Raw genomic sequence first — 19118 nt, forward strand, 5'->3', positions numbered from 1 at the left:
TAGACGAAGATTATTCCGAGACGTGGAAAAAACAATAATTTCATCAGAAGCTATGATACAAATTGCATTTATCTCTTTGATTATCAACAGAATATAATTCCAAAACAAACTCTTAAAGGTTGTTTATGTTTTTTTTGCGGGTAGAAAATGAGCCTTTTTTAAACGAAGAGTAAGTTAAATTTAAGCCCAATCAAAAAACTTAAACAACCTCTAGTAAGAATACAATTATTATTTGGTAAATCAAGCTCAAAATGGCAAAGTGAAAGCAAAAATTCTACTGAGCAACTAATTTCCTTTCAGACTTTTTACTTGAAATTCCCATCGGCAAATCCTTGATTTCCTTACGTTTGAAAATCGTGTTGAAACTACGAGTGTGTTGCAAGCTCACACCATTGACCGAAACGTTGCTATTGAAGTTGTAGTAGTAATTTGGTACGTTGCGGCTATATGCCTTCAATCGCCACGAGCCATCTTGATTGAGCATCCATTCTACTTCGCCACCATAAAAATAATTGCTTGCCGTTTGGTCTTGATTTTGAAGAATCGTATTATTGACACTCACCTTAATATTATTGCCAAACTTATAAGAAAAGTTGACTTGCATATTGTTCAACAATTTTTGACGAACATTACTGAGATTACCCAACTGCACTCCAACTTCGAGATTAGGGTCAATTTTTGAAGCAATATTACCCAATTGATTAGTCAAGATTCCACTAACATTATCAAGCAAAAGTTGTGAATCAAGAGCATCTTTGAAACTATTGTCAGAAAAGAGGCGATTGAGTGCCGTAATTCCTACAAAATTATTGTTCAAAAGTTGTTCGTCGTCGTGCAGACGTTGCTCAAAAGCAATAACTTGTGGTTGCAGATTGAGCGGAATTTGGCGTTGGTTAAATCTAATGTCAAATTTGGTAGTTGGTTTCATCAATTTGTCAGTAAGCATAATGTATGCAACCACAGGATAACGGCTTTTTAGCTCCGAAGTATTTGTTCCAGCAACAATTCCGTCCAATAATACATAAGCAGTATAAGTTGCAATAATATTGATGTCGGCATCATAAGGGTTGCCCGACCACAAAATTCTACTTCCTTCAGCAATATCAAATTTTCGCAATTTCGAGATATTCTGTAAGCTAAAATCGTATTTTCCATTTTTAATTGTATAAGGACCCGACATCGTGAAACCGCCACGGGTATCATATTCGATACTGAGATTTCCGTTGCCAACGGCATTGAGCTGGTCTTGGTTATTTCGATCGAAAATTACAATACATTCGGCATCAGGTGTGATGGTAAAATTGAATGACATCTTTAAACCTCCCGAATCGATTCCAGAATCAGTATTTTGAGCGGAACGCTTCACGCCATTATCTTTCTTTAATAATTTGTCAAGTAGCTGAATATCAGTTGTTTGTATAGTTTTAGTAACAAACGTTATTCCTTGTTCTTTGGTATTTACAGTAGTTTCACCATCAAGCAAAATGGTTATTTTAGTGCCTTTTCTACTCGTTAAATTTGCTGAAATATTCACATTATTAAAGTCACCTGTGATATGCAAATCACCCGATGTCATGCCAACGCCATAAAAACTTTCATTATCTCTAATGCTCGTATTCATTATTTTAAAGCCATCTCGTCCTTTCATATAGGCATGAATACCCAACATGAAATTTCCGCCACCACCATTAAAAATACCACCTTCTAACTCAGCAACATTGCCATTTTGGAAGGCATCTCTAACTTTAAAACCTTTTTCGGCAACAAAACCTTCTTCGTTAAAATTTATCTTATCGTCAAAATATAAGTAAGAATTTAATGCATTTAGTCTTAAAACCCCTTTCTCCAAATTCACCCCGCCACGAATAATTGGGTCTTTTGCCGTACCTCTTACTGTCAGTGTCCCTGTGGCGTATCCGCCCAAATTTGAGAAAATATCATCAACAAAAGACTGGAAAATCTCTAAATTGGTTTTTTTCAAAGTTGCCTTCAAGTTCAACGGATTTCGGTCATCTTTTGGGTCATAAGTACCCGACAAACGAAAAATTTCATTATTAATTCTGACAATATTTCCGTTGATATTGAGCTTTTGTTTGAGGTTATCCCAAAGCACTTCGCTTGCAACTGTGCCAATCAAAATGTTTTTATAAATCAATTCATCTATATTAAAATCACTTGTAATAACGGCATCGTTATAAATATCTCTCAACATCAATTTTCCATTAACAATACCTTTCAAATCGAGGGCTGAAATAGGTTTTAAGGTCTGTAAATCGAAATCACGAACATCAATAAATGACTCTTTGGTAGAATCTTCCGAAAACGAGCCATTGAGCGAAATACTTTGGTTTTGGTTTGAAAGTGCGACATCTTGGAAACAAATATCGGTTTTATGAACATTTATCAGGTTGTCTTTTCCCAACATCCATTGACTGCCGAGCAAATCAAGTTTAGTGTTTTTTGGATTAAATGTAATATCAAGACCTTCCGATAAAAAGGTTAATTTTCCGAAAGCCTGTGCTTTATTTAAACTCTCTTGCTGTCTGATTCTGCCGTCAAACTCAATTACATTTCCTTGCCCCCAAGCTCCCGAAACTTCCATTTTTTCGGTCGGTGTCATGTTGCCTAATTTTTGTTTATCAGAACTAAGAATCAAGGATGTCAAAATCTTTGGCGAAGTGGCTTCTTTAGATGTATTGAAATCTAAATCGTTGTTATAAAATGCCAAATCTCCATGCCGAAGAGTATCAATTTTTCCTGATAATGATAGCTCTGCGGTATTTCTAATATTGAGGTTTCCACTTAGTTGTGTGCCGTGAGAAACGTATAAATCGGGGTAGAAATAAGCAAAAAACGGCTCAGATTTTTTGAAAGTAACCTTGTAGTCTAATTCATATTTATTGGCAATATCGGCATAGGGCAACTGGGCGTAATAATCTAAGCGAATTTGTTCTTTGTCGAAGAAATATTGAGTATATTCTTTCGACAATCTTGTTACATCAGTAATTACTCTGCTTGGTGTAAATTTACCCGAAATATCGACATTAAAGAACTCAGAAAGTAAACTAATGTTTCTAGAATTAGCTGATAATGAAGAAGTTACAAAAACTGAGTCAATGCCAAGTAGTCGTTTGTCATATTGTAAAACTGTGCGTAAAAACTTCGCTTCACCGAGCCAATTATCCAACTCATTTCCTTCAAAATTGAGGCTGATTTCTGAACGGAATTTTACATCATTTTTTGAATAGCCCAATGGCTTTAAATTTGCATTCTGAACAATTCCATGAATATCAAACTTGTTTAATTCTTTTGCAAAATCAATTTTTCCGCCAACACTAATTGATAAATTTGTGTCTTTTACACTTATACGTCCGTCGAAAAGCGATTGGTTCATTTTGCCATCAACATAGATGTTTTTATAATCATAGCCATTGAACCAAATGTGCTGTACTTTCCCGTCAAAGTCTAAAGTGGCATCTTTTATGGTGAAGCCTTGCCCTTGGATTTTACCAGCAAACGACAATTTTTGTAAAAATTCTGACTCATCAACCAACTTTCCTATCTCAAGATTATCAACCATTATCGAACCAAAATAGCTTGGTAATGCTTTACTTTCTGGAATCTTCATCATGATATTTCCGCCCACATTTCCCATCGCAGATTTTATGTAAGCGTCAGTCGTAAAATCATTATAAAACCCTTTGAAAGTTCCTGCAAAATTGACTGTACCGAATTTCTGAACTTGCTTGAAATACAACGAGTCGCCCACATATTGGCGAGTATCGGCAGCATCAATTTGAGAAAGTTTCCAGTTCAAATCCATGTCGGCTTTTTTCAGGTCGGGTAAATTTTTGATTGCAATATCGCCATCAAAATAGCTGTTTTTGCCAAACTTTAGCTTAAAACCTTTAATCAGAAAATTATGAACTGTCCCTTTAAAATCGCCATTGAGTAGGTAATTTTCACGGTAAGCATACATTTCTGGGGCGAATCGTCCGAGGTCTTGGGCATCAATTTCACAGTCTTTTAGGTTGCCTTCGATGGTTACTTTTTCGTTGAAATTACTAAAATCTTTTGGACTAAAATAATTGAATAAAATTGAATTTTTGAGTGTTGAATTATTGATTTTAGCATACAAATCATTCAAAGCCATTGACTTACGAGAATAAAAGAATTTTGTATCTAATTGTTTAATGGTCAAGTTGCTACGTCTATCAATTCCTTTCATATTCTTCAAACCAAAGGTAATTGTATCGCCTTGAATGAAGAATCTTTTGAGGTTGCCATCAACATTATTAAAGGTAAAGTTATTGTAGTCAAACTCTTCTTTTGGGAAACGTTTTTTAGCCGGGTCTTCGAGTGTAAAAGTTCCATCTTGAATGTAGGCTTCGTCAATCGTAAACGGAACATTATGCTCGCCTTTGAGTCGGTTAGTAGTATCAGTTGAAGCAGTGAGTTCGTCAATTTTAGCAAGCCATTTGTCAATATTCAATTCTCCATCAGGTTCGTAAGTTAACTTCACACGAGGATTTCGAATCATCACATAATCAAGGTTATTATCGAAGGTCAGAATCTTTTCCCAATTGAACGAAAAATTGGTTTTGCAGTTGACATATAGCTCTTTCACAAAAATCATTTCACGATTTTTATGGTCGTAAATCGTGATATTTTCAAGCGTAATTTCATCAAACCACGTCATTCGTGCTTTCTCAATTTTTACTTTTGAACCTAATTTTTTTGATAATAATTCAGTCGCTTTTTGCAGCGAAGTAGTCTGAAATTGAGGTAGTTGCATGGCATAAAACACCAAGCAAAAACCTAAAATAAGAATAATAACTAAGGTAGGAATCGCCCTTTTTGCATAGTAAGCAAACACCAAACTAAGCAACAAAAGAGCAATCAGAACTAATAATGTATTTGGTACTGGAGAAAACGTTAGCAAGCCACTCATCAATATAATAACGATGAGGGTAATGAGTGTGATGGTAAATATTTTTAGTACTTTACGCATTTTGTAGAGCAAGCTTGAACGCAATTCCGATTCCAGTATGCTACGCTAAATTTATTTATTTTATTAGTAACAATTTAGAAAATTGTGTTACAATAGTGTTAATTTTGTGCTTTTTAACAACATTAAAGGGTAAACTTTGAATATTTTAGCAATCGAATCTTCGTGCGACGATACATCGGCGGCCGTAATTTCTAACGGAAAAATACGCTCCAACATTGTTGCTGGACAGCTAATTCACGAACTTTATGGGGGAGTTGTCCCCGAACTTGCTTCACGAGCTCACCAACAGCACATTGTTAGAGTGGTTGAAAAAGCCATAGAAGTTTCGAAGGTAACAAAAAAAGAGCTAAATGCCATAGCTTTTACTCGTGGGCCGGGGCTTCTTGGCTCTTTGCTTGTGGGTACTTCTTTTGCTAAAGCAATGGCTCTGGCTCTAAATATTCCCTTGATTGAAGTAAATCACATGCAAGCCCATGTGTTGGCTCACTTTATTACGGATAGCCGCCCTGACGAACCAAAACCTGCTTTTCCGTTTCTTTGTCTGACTGTTAGTGGCGGACATACACAAATTGTCTTAATCAAAGATTATGATAAAATGGAAATTTTGGGCGAAACCCAAGACGATGCCATAGGAGAAGCATTCGACAAAACTGCAAAATTATTGGGATTACCTTACCCTGGAGGGCCTTTGGTAGATAAACATGCTCAAATGGGCAATCCCTTGGCTTTTGAATTTCCTTTGTCGGAAATGCCAAAATATAACTTTTCATTTAGTGGAATAAAGACATCGATCTTGTATTTTTTAAAGAAACGAATTGCTGAAAATCCGAATTTTATAGAAGAAAATCTGAGCGATATTTGTGCCAGCGTACAGTACACTTTGGTGCGTATGGTGTTACAAAAACTACGCCGTGCCGCACGAGAATTGAACATAAAAGAGGTGGCCATTGCAGGTGGAGTTTCTGCAAATTCGGGTTTAAGAAAAACACTGCAAGAAATGGGCGAAAAAGAAAATTGGAACGTCTATATTCCTGCTTTTCAATATTGCACTGATAACGCAGGAATGATTGCTATGGCGGCACATTTTAAGTATTTGAAAGGCGACTTTTCAAGCCAAGAAGTGAGTCCCTTGCCGAGGATGGAGTGGTGATTTTATAAAGATAATTAAATTATATCTTCTCTTACTTTTCACCAAAACAAATTTGAAAACCTTTGCTTTTTTAATAAAAACCCATAATTTTGAAATATGATTTTGCCTAATGCCGAAAAAGCCTTTATTGATGACAGAAAACTGATAGATTATTGCCTTTCTGAAAACTACCCAATTGGAAAACATAAGGCCAGGGTTTTTATATCGGCATTGGGCTTTTCATTAGAAAACTTTCAAAATTTGAAAGACATTATTTTAATAAAAATACAAAATAATGAAGCAATTATAACAGAAATAAACCAATACGGTAATTTGTATGTTGTAAATATCTGTTGAGAATCCTCCTAAAAGTGCATTTGTTAGAACAAGTTGGATTATCAAAACTGATGAAAATTTTCCAAGATTAACAAGCTGCTATGTAAATTTATAAAACTATGGACATTTTGGATATATTTGATGTAGTGGTTTTAACTGAGGAGATTCCTTCTCATAAACTGCGTAAAGGCGAGTTGGGGACTATCGTAGAAAAACTTGATAATGATGCTTTTCTTGTTGAGTTTGCCGACACAAAAGGCGTAACTTATGCCATGATTCCTTTGAAATCTTCATCTTTGATGAAAGTTTATTATGAACCTGTTTTAGCATAATAAAAACTCAAAAACTCCTCAAATCCTTAATATAAGCCACACCACCTAAAGCTCTCATTTGACGAACGATTTGTGCTGTACGGCGATTGACATAAGGGCCGGGTTTAGCAACCGACCACTTGATGGGGCTTGGCAAGACCGAAGCAATGCGAGCGGCTTGCTCACGACTGATGTTTTTAGCAGATTTTCCGTAGTATCTTTTTGAGGCTTCTTCTACGCCAAAAGTCATTTTGCCCATTTCGGCTACGTTGAGGTAAACCTCCAAAATCCGTTCTTTTCCCCAAATGACTTCTATCAAAAAAGTAAAGTAAATTTCCAGTGTTTTTCTTGTATAGCTCCTTGATTGCCAAAGAAATACGTTTTTGGCAACTTGTTGCGAAAGCGTGCTTGCACCACGTAATTTTTTGCCTTTTTGGTTACGATTAAAGGCATTGCCCATGGCCTCAAAATCAAAACCAAAGTGTGTAGGAAAAAGTTGGTCTTCAGCGGCAACAACAGCCAAAGGTGCTTCTTTTGAAATATTTTCGTAGGATGTCCAGTCGTAATAAATCTCGCTATTTTCACCATTGGCAATGGCTAACATTTTGCGAGAAATCATGGTAGAAGTAATAGGAACTGGCACAAACTTAAATAAAACAACCAATCCAATAGAAATAGCCAAAAAATACAATGTGATTTTGATTACCCAACGTTTGATTTTACTTTTCAATGCTTCTGATTTCTTTTGGGCAGCGACCGAAGGCTTTGTATTTTTTGTACGTAATGTATTTTTATTGTCACGAGGATCTTTCATGGTCGTTTGGTCATAGTTTTTGCAAAAGTCGGAAACTTTTTTGTCTCACACAAACCATTTTACTTCTGTAACAGATTTGGGCTTTTTGTTTTCTAATGCAGCTTATCTCTTAAAATAACTATATTTCTTAAGAATGGATGATTGAAAAAATGTTTTTGGGTGAAATTTACTATCTAATTTCTTTTCAAATTTAATCTATTCAGTTGTAGATATATTAAATCATCTGATAGTTGAGAGGTTTTTTCTCTCGCCTATCAGATAAATCTTTAATTACAGCCTCCCAGTTGTGCATTAAAAACTACACCATTTTCTACTTTGAAACCCGCATTGAGTAGGATAAACGTACCCGCTTGATAAAGCACATTACCACTCGTTACAAAATTTGTAGCGGTAATGTACGAAGAGGTTTTTTGTTCTGGATTAGCCGTTGGAATATTATGCATAGGATTCATGAGTGAGATAGGACTGCTACTACAAGTACCGCAAGAAGTTTTTATGACCACGGCATTTACTCCTGCATTGGTTAAATTGGTGTTGCCGAAAGTGGCAGTTCCTGTGTGGAAACCAGTAGTATAATCATTTTCTTGGGTATCAACTACGAGCGAATGAGTTGCATTAACATCACCTTTGATATAAGTAAGGTCATTTTCGACTCCACCTCCACTAATTGAAAATTTAGGTAGCCATTGCCCTAAATTAGTCAGTCTTGCAAAATAATAATCTCTGTTTCCTGCTGCAGTTAGGTTTGTTCCACCAAAATTAACTGTTGCTTCAAAAGAACCTATCAGGTGTACTTTTTCATTTTTATATGCTACACCACCACCACTATCAGTTCCGCTACCCCCTGCTTTATTTGCCCACTGCCATTGACCCGAACTATTCAATTTTGCAACTAAAATATCATACCCCTGTGTATTTGTTAAAGCAGGAATTTCACTTGTATTCGTATTTCCAAATTTCAGAAAATCGCCAGCGGCTGTAATAAAACGACCACTTATATAAATATCATCATTACTTCCAAGTGCCAAACTATAAGCTCGATTAGCAGAGCCAAATTGTGCATTATTCCCTGCTTTTGTTGCCCAAGCCCATGTGCCTGCCGAATTGACTTTTGCCACTACAATATCATCCCCTTTGGTCGGAAGTAGTGTAGTTGCACCAAAAGTAGGTGCATCGCTTGGATTTGCGGCATCATTGAATTGATAAAAACCCACAATATATACTTCATTTGCCGAATTTGCTGCAATATCAGTTCCAATTTCGGTACTAATTGTAGTGGCAGTATTGGGTTGTGTTGGCGTTGTAACATACGCCCATTTGATAAATCTTATGGTTCCTCCAGGATTATAGGCGATTAAGATTTTTGCCACATATAATGTATAATTTCCAAGTGTATTTGGAATACTGACAGAACCAGAAGCCGCACTAAAAACGATAGGCGTTGCACTTTGCCCCACATAACCTGTAATATAAACACCATCAATGCCAGCTGTTGTGATAGCCGTTGCATGGTCATTACCTACACCTCCTGCTGATAAAATCCAATTCCAATGCGTAATACCAGTTCGGGTTTCTATGGTTGCTACAAAAATCTCATTCAAGCCAGCACTTGTGAAGGATTCTGTTGTAGTAGTTGTGCCACTTGAAAGATTGTCAAATTTTACAAAATTAGCTGTTCCAAAATAATCCCCCATTACAACAATATTATTCCCTTGAATTGCGATGTCATTGACAATTGCATTTGCTCCACCCCCTTGCACAACCCACAAAACTTGGTTAGCTGTATTCAATTGTACAACAATAGCACTACCATTAGCAGGGTCAAAAGCAACAGGATTTCCATTAATAGTAAAACTTGTGATTCCTGTTAATTTTCCTCCCAAATACGTATTTCCATTGGCATCTTGCATCAGCGACATCACTTTAAAATTAGTATTATTCGTTGAAGCAGGGTTATAAGCTGACATGGTTTGAGTACAACTACTCGCAATTTGCCCACAATTTAGCCGCATAATAAATGGATTTGATCCTACTCGAGTGAGTGTTTTATTGCCAAAAGAAGCATTTGGGCCTGCATATCTACCAGTAGCACAAGGTACATTAGTAATATCAACATCAAAACCCATTGTTTTATGAGAAGAGCCTGTTATAGAGTTATCTCCCTCTACTCCTGCACCTCCTGCACGGGTCGCACCATCGGCGAGCCAATTGCCATTTTTATCAAATCTTGCTAAAAAAATATCACTACTGCCAGCTGATATCAGTTGTCCAACAGTTTTAAAATCAGCCGTTCCGATAAAAGTTCCGATTGCCCACACTTGCCCATTCTGATAATCAATACCTCCTGCATAATCATAACTACTACCACCCATTCTTTTTGCCCAAGCCCAAGTGCCATTGGCATTGAGTTTTCCAATAAAAGCATCTTTTTGACCAGCCGATGAAAGTGCGGTTATTTCGTTGCTTCCCATGCCAAACCTCATAGTTGTTTCAAAATCTCCAGCAACATATATATTGCTTACACTATCAACTTCTATTCCTCTTCCATCTTCGCTTCCAGAGGTATTTGCCCCAATGCCCCCCTGCCCTTGTTGCCCATTGCCAATTGCCATCAGTATCAAGTTTTGAAACAAACATATCGTAATTTAACCCTTGCTGAAATTGCTGTGAACCAATATAAAAACTTTGGGCATTTGTAGATACGTTTAAATAAACCGACCCTGTAATGAAAACATCACCATTTGTTTTATTGGTGGCTATGCCAAATACCTCGTCATTAATCATCGTAATTCCAGCAACTGCATTACAAATTGGGTTACCGAGATACTTTTGTTCTGATGACCTGACCCAATCCCAAGTAGCCGAAGAGCCATTGTCAGTCAATCTTGTAACAAATAAATCATAGCCACGAATACAGTCAATGGTAGTAGCACCAAAGGTACAGTTTTGCTCATTGAAAGGAATTGCATCGCCAGCCGAAGTATCATAATATTCTAAAATACCTCCTATATAAAGTTTTCCTGCATTATCCATCGTCATACATTGGGCTTTATCACCACTTATTCCACCAGCCTTCACTGCCCATTGCCACGTACGAAGTCCGCCAACATCACGGAGTTTTGCTACAAAAATATCATTCGAATATGCAAGATTTGGCTTTATAGTTGAGGTAATGGCTGGTTGTGAACCAAAAGTAACAGTATTAGAAAAAAAACCTGTTATATAAATATTGCTTCCATCGGGGCTGACGCTAATACCACGACTTTGGATTGAAATACCCGAATTCCCGCCAGCATTGATAGCCCAAATTACAGTGCTATCTGGATTAAACTTGGCAATGTATAAAGTACCAGTTGCTGCCGATAAGGTAGTTCCGTTCGTAAAATTTAAAGATGAAGTAAAATGTCCAATCACGTAGATATTTCCATAATCATCGGTAGTTAAATCTTCAGAATTGGGTATCGAAATAGACGTAGAAGAAGTAATATTCCAAGCCGAAGAAATGGCTGGGCAAACTTGGGAATAGGTAGCTATTCTACTGATAATCAATAAAATAGCAAAAAAAGTAGTTTTCATGAGCTTTGAGATTGATTTATATCAAAGTTCATATTTTTTAAGAGAAAATCAACACTTTATTTCCGATTTCTATTTGTTGAATATTCTTATTTTGCCATTTCCTGAAATTCGGCAAATTCAGCTAATTCTTTACTATTTGTCTCGGCTAATTGTTTAAATTCCACTTCCCAATTCATTGAAGCGGCCAGTTGGATCATCATGAGTCCCACTTGACGATTGGCAACTTTGGGTAAATCGCTCGTGAGTGCTTTGTCTTGCATTACTTTTTTTGCTTCGTTTAAGATATTCGTATAATCTTCATGGTTAAATTTATTGAGCCAACCTTGGTTAATATCATAAAATTTATAGTCAGTATCAATCGAAAGCACTTCAGCTTCTGGAAACTCTTCGATGATAAGTTTACGAGAAATATCATCTCGCTTGACTTTCATTCTACCAAAGTCGAAACCTACCGAAACCTTTGCTCTTGAGATAACCAAAGCTTTTTTATTAACATTGAAAAACCCTAAAAACTCTTTTCTGCTGTTATGGTCATAGATTTCGGTGAAATATCCTTCTGCTACCACTACTTTAAAAACTTTTTCGATGCGTTCGAGTAGGAGGGTGGACTCTTGACGAAGCTGGTCTTTATTATCACGGAGTTTTTTGCCGTACATCCAATTGAAAATCTGCCAAGCGGCAATTCCGCCAATGGCAATGGCTACGAGAAAAAGCAAAATTTCCATATTTTTTTACTGTTGAATGAGAGAATTAATAAATTTAGAACAAATTTCTTGAAAAAATCTTAATTTTAGGCAAATTCATTAGATTAACAAAATGCTCGTTTCAGAAAATTTGACTTCATCACTCACTAAAAGTAACTTGATTATTATTGCTGGTCCAACAGCAGTTGGCAAAACCCAACTATGTGTAAAACTGGCTAAACTATTAGACACCGAAATTGTTTCGTCCGATTCTCGTCAATTTTACCGTGAGTTGAGTATCGGAACGGCAAAGCCTACACCCGAAGAAATGGCTGGGGTGGTGCATCATTTTGTTGATTCGCATAATATCAATGAGTATTATAGTGCAGGAGATTTTGAAAGAGATACGGTTAAATTATTAGAAGAAAATGTTTTTAAAAGAAAGAAAGTGGCAATCATGACGGGTGGGTCGGGCCTTTTTATCAAAGCTATTACCGACGGACTTGACGAAATGCCCGATGCTCCATTGGCTTTGCGTGAAACATTGATGCAACGACTCAACAACGGTGAACTCTATGACATGGTTGAAGAGCTTCAAAGACTCGACCCAAAGTATTGTCAAACTGCCGATTTACAAAATTCGCAGCGAGTTGTACGGGCTTTGGAGGTTTGTTTGAGTACAGGAAAACCTTTTTCTTCGTTTCATAAAAAAGCACCAATTGAGCGAAATTTCAATATTATAAGAATAGGAATCGAACGCCCACGTGAGGAATTGTATGAGCGAATAAATTTGAGAATGGATTTGATGATGAAAAATGGTTTGCTCGAAGAGGTGAAAAGTTTGATTGACTACCGACATCATAATGCTTTGCAAACGGTGGGTTATAAAGAGGTTTTTGATTATTTAGACGGAAACTGCGATTATGCCACACTGGTAGATTTATTGAAACGTAACTCAAGACGTTATGCCAAACGACAAATGACTTGGTTTAAAAATCAAGATGCGTTTGAGTGGTTTTATGGCACTGATTTTGAAGGAATAAAAACATGTATTTTTTCAAAATTGAGATGAAATTTAGCGTTTTTATATTCTTATTTTTCGGTTTTTTACAAAATTCCTTCGGACAAACGTTTGAAGAAATGAGGTATTTGACAGTAGATAATACTATTTTTAAGCAATATCGACAGTTTTTTTATAAATATTACTTCCTCAATAATAAAGATACTTTACTGGTCAAACTTTTTACAAAACCAGACCATATTGTGCCTTATGAAGAAAACTGGAAACTTGAATCGAAATCAAAATTGACTTTTGAACAAGATTATACAGCCATTCAACAAATTGCATTGACTGTTAAAGCGGGTGATTATTTTGGTCAGGAGTCGTTGCTACAATATGATTATTTGAATAAAGAACGCAGAGGTATTCGACATGAGCAAACAGGTTTGGTGGAGGTTTGTAAAGATATTACGATTCGTTTGCCACGTGAAAATCATTTTTTGATAACCGAACTCAACCCATTTCCAGAAATAAAAGAACCATTCGTCAAAGATAATGTTTGGCAAAGTACCACAACTACAAGCAATGTGGGCGGAAGTCAAAAATGGAAAACTTGGCAAGGGAGCTTGCAGATAAATTCTACTTATCGCATCAGAGATATTCAAACAATCAAGACAAATATTGGCTACTTAAAATGCTTTGTTGTAGAAGCCACTGCACAAAGTACGCTTGGCGAAACTCGTTTGGTGGCTTATTTCAATGAAGAATATGGCTTCGTAAAACTCAATTATACTAACATTGACAGTAGTTATTTAGTAATGGATATTTATTCGGTGAAGAAGTATTGAGTAGTCGATTTCTAAAGGTGTGCTCTTTTCATCAAATTCGATAAACACTTTTTAATTAAAAGCATACTTTTTTTGAATTGACTTTTTAGCAATTTTACTTCCAATAATCATATTGAATATAAGAAGCTGTTTCATCAGCAATCGCTTTTCCGTGTAATTTTGAAACGACATAAAGCGACATATCAATTCCTGCTGAAACCCCTGCCGATAGTATAATTCTACCGTTATCAACCCAACGTTTTTCAGGAAACAAAGTCGTATTTGGAGCAACTTGTCGCATTTGCTCAACTGCTTTGAAATGCGTAGTTGCAGAAAGTCCTTCGAGCAAACCAGCTTTTGCCAAAATCAACGAGCCAGTGCAAACCGTAAGCAATAACTCTACTTTTTTGTTCATTTCTCGCACCCAATTTAGCAGTTTTTCGTTGTTTATTTCTCGACGAGTGCCAAAAGGTGTACCGTCAGCTCTGAAACCTCCACCACCAGGAATAAGTAAAATATCTGGAGTAGGACAGTTTTCAAAAGTATAGGTTGGCATTATAACCAAATTATTTCTGGCAGCAATGCTTGGTTTTTCGGCAACAGTGAAAACTTCAAAATGACCTTCACCACCACCTTGTTTTCCTGCTACCCCAAAAATCTCAAAAGGACCTGCAAAATCCAAAACTTCGACATCATCAAAAATAAAGATTGCTACGGTACGCATAGAAAAGAGTTTAGAGGTAATTATGAATGTTTTGTCGTAATAATAAATTATTCTTAAATAGAAGAAATTAGAACGATTATTTAATCTACTGATAATGAGCGATTTATATTCAATATTTAGGTTTTAGTGCATAGTACACTGAGGTTTCTCGTTGCTACTTTCGCAAATTAGGATTTTCTTTGCAAAAAACTTTCCATTTGATGAATAAAATTACCATTGCCGTTGATGGCTATTCGAGTTGTGGCAAAAGTACAACTGCCAAAAAAGTTGCCAAACGATTAGGGTATGGTTATATCGACACGGGAGCAATGTATCGGGCTGTTACTTTATACTTTTATCAACATTTAATTACGCTCACCAACGAAAAAGAAGTTATTAAGGCTCTCGAAAATATTCAAATAGAATTTCGGAGAAATCCCAATGACGGCAGAAATGAAACATACTTGAATGGCTTAAATGTGGAAGATGAAATTCGAAAATTGTACATTGCTAATCAAGTGAGCGAAGTAAGTGCTATTGCCGAAGTACGTCATGCGATGGTTGCTCAACAACGGAAAATGGGTAAAAAGAAAGGCGTAGTTTTAGATGGAAGAGATATTGGAACGGTAGTTTTTCCAGATGCCGAATTGAAAGTTTTTATGACTGCCGACCCAATTATTCGTGCCAATCGTCGACAAATTGAACTAAATGATAGAGGTGACTTAGTAGATTTTGAAGAAATAATCGAAAATATTAAAAAACGAGACTTGATAGATACCACTCGTAAAGAAAGCCCACTTATGAGAGCAGAAGATGCTGTCTATATCGATACTTCATATATGACGCTTGATGAGCAAGTTGAAATGGTTTGTATTTTGGCAGACGAGGCATTGAGTAGAGCGATTAGAAATTGAACATTTATCAGTAAATAATTTTTGTATTTTTGAAAAAACTTGATTATATAATCGTAGGGCAGGGAATTGCAGGTTCTTTATTGGCATATAAATTACTGAAAGCCGATAAAAAAATAATTGTCTTGAATGACGAATCTTTGCCAACTTCTTCTCAAGTTGCTGGTGGAATTTTCAATCCCATTACAGGTAAAAACTTAGATAAAACTTGGTTAGCCGATAAAATATTTCCTTATCTAAAAGACTTTTATCTTTCGCTCGAAAAAGAATTTAATGCTACATTTTATCACGAAACAAATCTTTATCGACCTTTTGCTAACGAGGAGCAACAAAAGCACTTTATGCGACTGACCGATGAATATGATTTAGGAAATTATATTAAAATTATATCGGCAAATAATACCGAATATTCAGCTATTACTAACACTTTGGGGGGGCTTCATACGTCATTTGCAGGGTGGGTTAATGTACCAAAAATGATAGAGAATTTCCGCATACATTTCCGTAATCGAGAGGTTTATCAAGCCGAAAAGTTTGTGCACGAGGCATTAGAAGTTTCCGAAAATGAAGTTATTTACAAAGATATTGAAGCAAAACGAATCATTTTTTGTGAAGGTTATTATGCTTCTCAAAATCCATTTTTCAACTGGATTCCTTTCAATCCTGCTAAGGGCGAAACATTTTTGGCTGATGTAGAAGGTTATAATATTGCCGAAATAGTCAACCAAGGCTCTTGGATTATCCCTTTGGGTAATGGAAAATGTCGCATTGGCTCTACTTATGTTTGGGATAAACTTGATTGGGAAACAACCGAAAGTGGAAGGGCATTAATTTCCAGCAAAATTGATAAGTTTTTGCTGCCATCTTACAAAATTACAAATCAAGAAGCGGGTATTCGTCCCACTACAAAAGACCGCCGCCCGTTCATGGGCAACCATCCGCTTCATAACAACGTATATGTATTTAACGGTCTCGGTACAAAAGGAGTTTCGCTTGCACCATTTTTTGCCGAAGAAATGCTTTGTTTTTTAGAAAAAAATAAAGTTTTAATGTCCGAATCTAACATTAAGCGTTTTTATTCGTTATATTCGTTGTAAGATTTTGCCTTTGGTTTTTTAGCAAATCGTCTGAATTCTTGGAAAAATTATAGAGGTATGGAAAATTTATTTACCCTTCGTCGAATAAGCATCAGTTTATTCTTAATGATTGCATTAGGAATAAATAATAGTTCTGCACAAAGCTATTTTTCTTCCACTCAAGAAGAATTTGGCAAAAATCGTATTCAAGATAAACGTTTTGAGTGGCTCACGATTCGGAGCAATAATTTTGAGTTTAATTATTATCGTGGAGGAGATAAAATTGCTCAGAATGCAGCCAAAATTTCGGAAAACGAATATGACCGAATCACTGAGTTGTTGGGTTATACACCTTTCACAACAATGAAGATTTTCTTGTATAATTCGCCCAAAGATTTAGCCCAAAGCAACATTGGACTCACTGCTCCGATTGATTTAGATGGAAGTATTCTGAATTTAGCAAAATCTCGAGTGCAAATCGCCTATACCGGAAACGAAGAGGAGTTTAAGAAAGATTTGATTCGACAAATTGCTCGCTTGTTTGTCTATGATATGCTTTATGGAGGCAGTTTGAAAGAGGTTTTACAGAGTTCTTTATTATTGACTGTTCCTGAATGGTATATGGCAGGAATTTCTACTTATATCTCCGAAGACAACAATGATCTGGTAATGCTTGACCGCATGCGTACAAGTATTTTGAAAAATAAAGATAAGAAAATTGACCATTTGTCTGGTAAAGATGCCGAAATTATAGGGCAGTCTATCTGGAACTATATTGCGGTTCGTTATGGAAAAGATAATATTTCAAATATTCTGAACCTTACTCGCATCATTCGCACCGAAGAATCAAGCATCACCAGCACGTTGGGTATTTCTTACAACCGTTTTATTAGAGAATGGAAAGAGTATTATATCAACAGTTCGTACGCCAATAATAGCGAAAAAATCATCGACGATGGTGACAAGAAAACTATTATCACCCCAAAAGTTGAAACTATTGTAACGAAAGAAAAATTAGTACTTGGAGTTGGAGAAATTGATACTGATAATTATGAATTTGATTCAGAAAATGTAATAAAAGCTCTTGCTGCTGAAACTGCCAAAACCAAAGGCGAAAATATTGATAAATCATCGCCAAGGCTCAATCGTTTGAAAGAAACTTTGAAGGTAAAAGGTCCTTTTGCTTACGAAAACATCATCATTGCCAACGACATTAAGTCAGAGTTTTTGATGGATCCAGTTAGAAGAATGGGGATGAAAAATACTTTAGTGATGAACGATTTGCTCGAAAATCATAGCATTAAATTGGGCCTTTTTATCACACCAGTTTTACGAAACCATGATGTATTTTTGGGGTATAATAATAATGTAAAACGCATTGATTGGGGTGTTGATGTTCAACGACGTTCTATTGCACTGGGCGATTTAGATAACCGTAGCTTATATTTGTTTCGTCCGCTCAATATAAATTTACCTCCGTCTGCTGCTTTTACAATTGACCGCCGTATCTATTATAATAAGTTTTCAGCTTTTGCCTCATACCCGATTAACCCAAACCTTCGTGTGAGTGCTTCTCCATTTTTGCTATCTACTTCCGATATTGACGTATCAGATTTAGGGCGAAAGAGTTTGCAATCTATTTATTTAGGTGGTCGTGTTGAAGTAGTTTTTGATAATACCACGCCGCTTTTTAGTAAAGTTTTGACAGGAACTCGTGCCAAAATTCGAATAGACCGTTCATACAGTTTGAAGAGCAGTTCAGAGAATTTCAGTCGCTTAGTAGTTGATGCCCGACATTATCAGAAAATATTTGGAAGCCTTATTTTTGCGGCACGTGTTTCTTATAGTCGCTCACTTGGAAAATCTCCGAAAGTTACAATTTTGGGCGGAGTAGAAAACAGTATAAACCGTAGTATTGAGCAAACTAATGGACAAGGAATTGGCGTGCCACGTGATTTACGAGACATACTTTTTTATGATTATGCAGGCAACTTAAGAGGTTTCGATTTTGCAAAATTATTCGGTACAAGTCATTTATTAACCAACTTTGAACTACGATTGCCTTTAGCTCAATATGTATCAAAAGGCTCACTGACTTCTAATTTTCTCCGTAATTTACAGTTTGTAGGTTTCTCTGATATTGGTACCGCTTGGTATGGAAACAAAGGGCCTTTTAATCGTCAAAATAGCTTGAATACAGAGGTCATTGGAGGCTTTCAAAACCCTTTTCGTGCCACGGTTACAAACTTCAAAAATCCCTTTTTGGTAGGCTATGGCTTAGGTGTTAGAACAACTATTCTGGGCTATTTTGTGAAAGCTGATTACGCTTGGGGGCTTGAAGACAAAGAGGTTGGAAAAGGGAAACTATATCTGTCTTTAGGATATGATTTCTAATAATTACGTAGTTAAATAGCTATTTAGCATAAGATTTTATTCAATGAATTCTGTAAAAAAAATATTCGTTAACTAACGGATGTTTTTTTGTTGTATGTATTAGGCACGATTATTGCATACTCAATACAATGTCAATTTTAAAGCATCTACAAGAGCGTTTTTTCCTATCAATTGAACTTCAAGAAATCATTTTTTATTAAACGGTAACAAAAAAGGGTTTGGCACAGTTTTGGATACTTATGTATCAGTGCAAAATAATATATTCTTTGGATTGCATAAGAATATTTACACCATCAGAGATATAAATCGTACTCTGATTATTAGGTTGAAGATTATATAAAAAACTT

General features: G+C 36.1%; 14 protein-coding genes. 8 read left to right on the top strand and 6 right to left on the bottom strand.

Going from position 1 to position 19118, the window contains the following annotated elements; genetic code table 11:
• Nucleotides 1-274: 274 nt before the first annotated feature.
• Nucleotides 275-5011, bottom strand: coding sequence for a translocation/assembly module TamB domain-containing protein (locus ACH2CJ_RS01270; protein WP_394990258.1), 4737 nt, complete (start codon nt 5009-5011; stop codon nt 275-277).
• 136 nt (nt 5012-5147) lie between these two features.
• On the opposite strand from ACH2CJ_RS01270, the gene tsaD reads away from it, so the two are divergent.
• The 3 genes from tsaD (at nt 5148) to ACH2CJ_RS01285 (ending at nt 6808) form a co-directional block, all read left to right on the top strand.
• A complete protein-coding gene (tsaD, locus tag ACH2CJ_RS01275; RefSeq protein WP_394990259.1) occupies nt 5148-6161 on the top strand; it encodes a tRNA (adenosine(37)-N6)-threonylcarbamoyltransferase complex transferase subunit TsaD in 1014 nt (337 codons plus the stop codon).
• A 96-nt stretch (nt 6162-6257) separates the two neighbouring features.
• On the top strand, nt 6258-6497 hold the full coding sequence (locus tag ACH2CJ_RS01280) for a DUF6883 domain-containing protein (RefSeq protein WP_394990260.1): 240 nt from the start codon (nt 6258-6260) through the stop codon (nt 6495-6497).
• 98 nt (nt 6498-6595) lie between these two features.
• Nucleotides 6596-6808, top strand: a complete 213-nt coding sequence (locus tag ACH2CJ_RS01285) for a DUF4926 domain-containing protein (protein ID WP_394990261.1) — start codon at nt 6596-6598, stop codon at nt 6806-6808.
• 7 nt (nt 6809-6815) lie between these two features.
• Here the strand turns inward: ACH2CJ_RS01285 and mtgA are convergent, their stop codons facing one another.
• From mtgA to ACH2CJ_RS01305, 4 genes are all read right to left on the bottom strand, one after another.
• Entirely contained in the window at nt 6816-7601 is a 786-nt protein-coding gene (gene mtgA, locus ACH2CJ_RS01290; protein WP_394990262.1) for a monofunctional biosynthetic peptidoglycan transglycosylase, read from the bottom strand.
• Nucleotides 7602-7867: 266 nt separating this feature from the next.
• Nucleotides 7868-10213, bottom strand: a complete 2346-nt coding sequence (locus tag ACH2CJ_RS01295) for a 3-coathanger stack domain-containing protein (protein ID WP_394990263.1) — start codon at nt 10211-10213, stop codon at nt 7868-7870.
• Entirely contained in the window at nt 10128-11177 is a 1050-nt protein-coding gene (locus ACH2CJ_RS01300; protein ID WP_394990264.1) for a hypothetical protein, read from the bottom strand. The genes ACH2CJ_RS01295 and ACH2CJ_RS01300 overlap by 86 nt, the downstream gene beginning before the upstream one ends.
• Nucleotides 11178-11263: 86 nt before the next feature.
• Complete coding sequence (locus ACH2CJ_RS01305; RefSeq protein ID WP_394990265.1) at nt 11264-11902, bottom strand: DUF4230 domain-containing protein; 639 nt, start codon at nt 11900-11902, stop codon at nt 11264-11266.
• Between the two features lie 91 nt (nt 11903-11993).
• Here ACH2CJ_RS01305 and miaA point away from each other — a divergent pair, with 91 nt between their 5' ends.
• Entirely contained in the window at nt 11994-12932 is a 939-nt protein-coding gene (gene miaA, locus ACH2CJ_RS01310) for a tRNA (adenosine(37)-N6)-dimethylallyltransferase MiaA (protein WP_394990266.1), read from the top strand.
• The gene (locus ACH2CJ_RS01315; protein ID WP_394990267.1) at nt 12908-13708 is read left to right on the top strand and encodes a hypothetical protein; all 801 of its coding nucleotides are present in this window, start codon (nt 12908-12910) and stop codon (nt 13706-13708) included. Before miaA ends, ACH2CJ_RS01315 begins: the two co-directional genes overlap by 25 nt.
• Nucleotides 13709-13802: 94 nt before the next feature.
• Here ACH2CJ_RS01315 and ACH2CJ_RS01320 read toward each other — a convergent pair whose 3' ends face one another.
• Nucleotides 13803-14411 (bottom strand): DJ-1/PfpI family protein, encoded by a 609-nt coding sequence (locus ACH2CJ_RS01320; protein ID WP_394990268.1) that lies wholly within the window; start codon nt 14409-14411, stop codon nt 13803-13805.
• A gap of 200 nt (nt 14412-14611) precedes the next feature.
• Between ACH2CJ_RS01320 and cmk the strand changes: the two genes are divergently transcribed.
• The 3 genes from cmk to ACH2CJ_RS01335 are packed head-to-tail and all read left to right on the top strand — an operon-like array spanning nt 14612 to nt 18771.
• The gene (gene cmk, locus ACH2CJ_RS01325; protein ID WP_394990269.1) at nt 14612-15304 is read left to right on the top strand and encodes a (d)CMP kinase; all 693 of its coding nucleotides are present in this window, start codon (nt 14612-14614) and stop codon (nt 15302-15304) included.
• Between the two features lie 29 nt (nt 15305-15333).
• Nucleotides 15334-16398 (top strand): NAD(P)/FAD-dependent oxidoreductase, encoded by a 1065-nt coding sequence (locus ACH2CJ_RS01330; protein WP_394990270.1) that lies wholly within the window; start codon nt 15334-15336, stop codon nt 16396-16398.
• A gap of 57 nt (nt 16399-16455) precedes the next feature.
• A complete protein-coding gene (locus ACH2CJ_RS01335; RefSeq protein WP_394990271.1) occupies nt 16456-18771 on the top strand; it encodes a hypothetical protein in 2316 nt (771 codons plus the stop codon).
• Nucleotides 18772-19118: the final 347 nt, after the last annotated feature.

This window comes from Emticicia sp. (assembly GCF_043780375.1).
Classification (GTDB): Bacteria; Bacteroidota; Bacteroidia; order Cytophagales; family Spirosomataceae; genus Emticicia.

What these genes read in the sequence shown, in the direction of transcription:
- ACH2CJ_RS01270 (WP_394990258.1), bottom strand. Translation starts at nt 5,011, where the DNA reads ATGCGTAAAGTACTAAAAATATTTACCATCACACTCATTACCCTCATC.
- ACH2CJ_RS01280 (WP_394990260.1), top strand. Translation starts at nt 6,258, where the DNA reads ATGATTTTGCCTAATGCCGAAAAAGCCTTTATTGATGACAGAAAACTG.
- ACH2CJ_RS01285 (WP_394990261.1), top strand. Translation starts at nt 6,596, where the DNA reads ATGGACATTTTGGATATATTTGATGTAGTGGTTTTAACTGAGGAGATT.
- mtgA (WP_394990262.1), bottom strand. Translation starts at nt 7,601, where the DNA reads ATGAAAGATCCTCGTGACAATAAAAATACATTACGTACAAAAAATACA.
- ACH2CJ_RS01295 (WP_394990263.1), bottom strand. Translation starts at nt 10,213, where the DNA reads ATGGCAATTGGCAATGGGCAACAAGGGCAGGGGGGCATTGGGGCAAAT.
- ACH2CJ_RS01300 (WP_394990264.1), bottom strand. Translation starts at nt 11,177, where the DNA reads ATGAAAACTACTTTTTTTGCTATTTTATTGATTATCAGTAGAATAGCT.
- ACH2CJ_RS01305 (WP_394990265.1), bottom strand. Translation starts at nt 11,902, where the DNA reads ATGGAAATTTTGCTTTTTCTCGTAGCCATTGCCATTGGCGGAATTGCC.
- miaA (WP_394990266.1), top strand. Translation starts at nt 11,994, where the DNA reads ATGCTCGTTTCAGAAAATTTGACTTCATCACTCACTAAAAGTAACTTG.
- ACH2CJ_RS01315 (WP_394990267.1), top strand. Translation starts at nt 12,908, where the DNA reads ATGTATTTTTTCAAAATTGAGATGAAATTTAGCGTTTTTATATTCTTA.
- ACH2CJ_RS01320 (WP_394990268.1), bottom strand. Translation starts at nt 14,411, where the DNA reads ATGCGTACCGTAGCAATCTTTATTTTTGATGATGTCGAAGTTTTGGAT.
- cmk (WP_394990269.1), top strand. Translation starts at nt 14,612, where the DNA reads ATGAATAAAATTACCATTGCCGTTGATGGCTATTCGAGTTGTGGCAAA.
- ACH2CJ_RS01335 (WP_394990271.1), top strand. Translation starts at nt 16,456, where the DNA reads ATGGAAAATTTATTTACCCTTCGTCGAATAAGCATCAGTTTATTCTTA.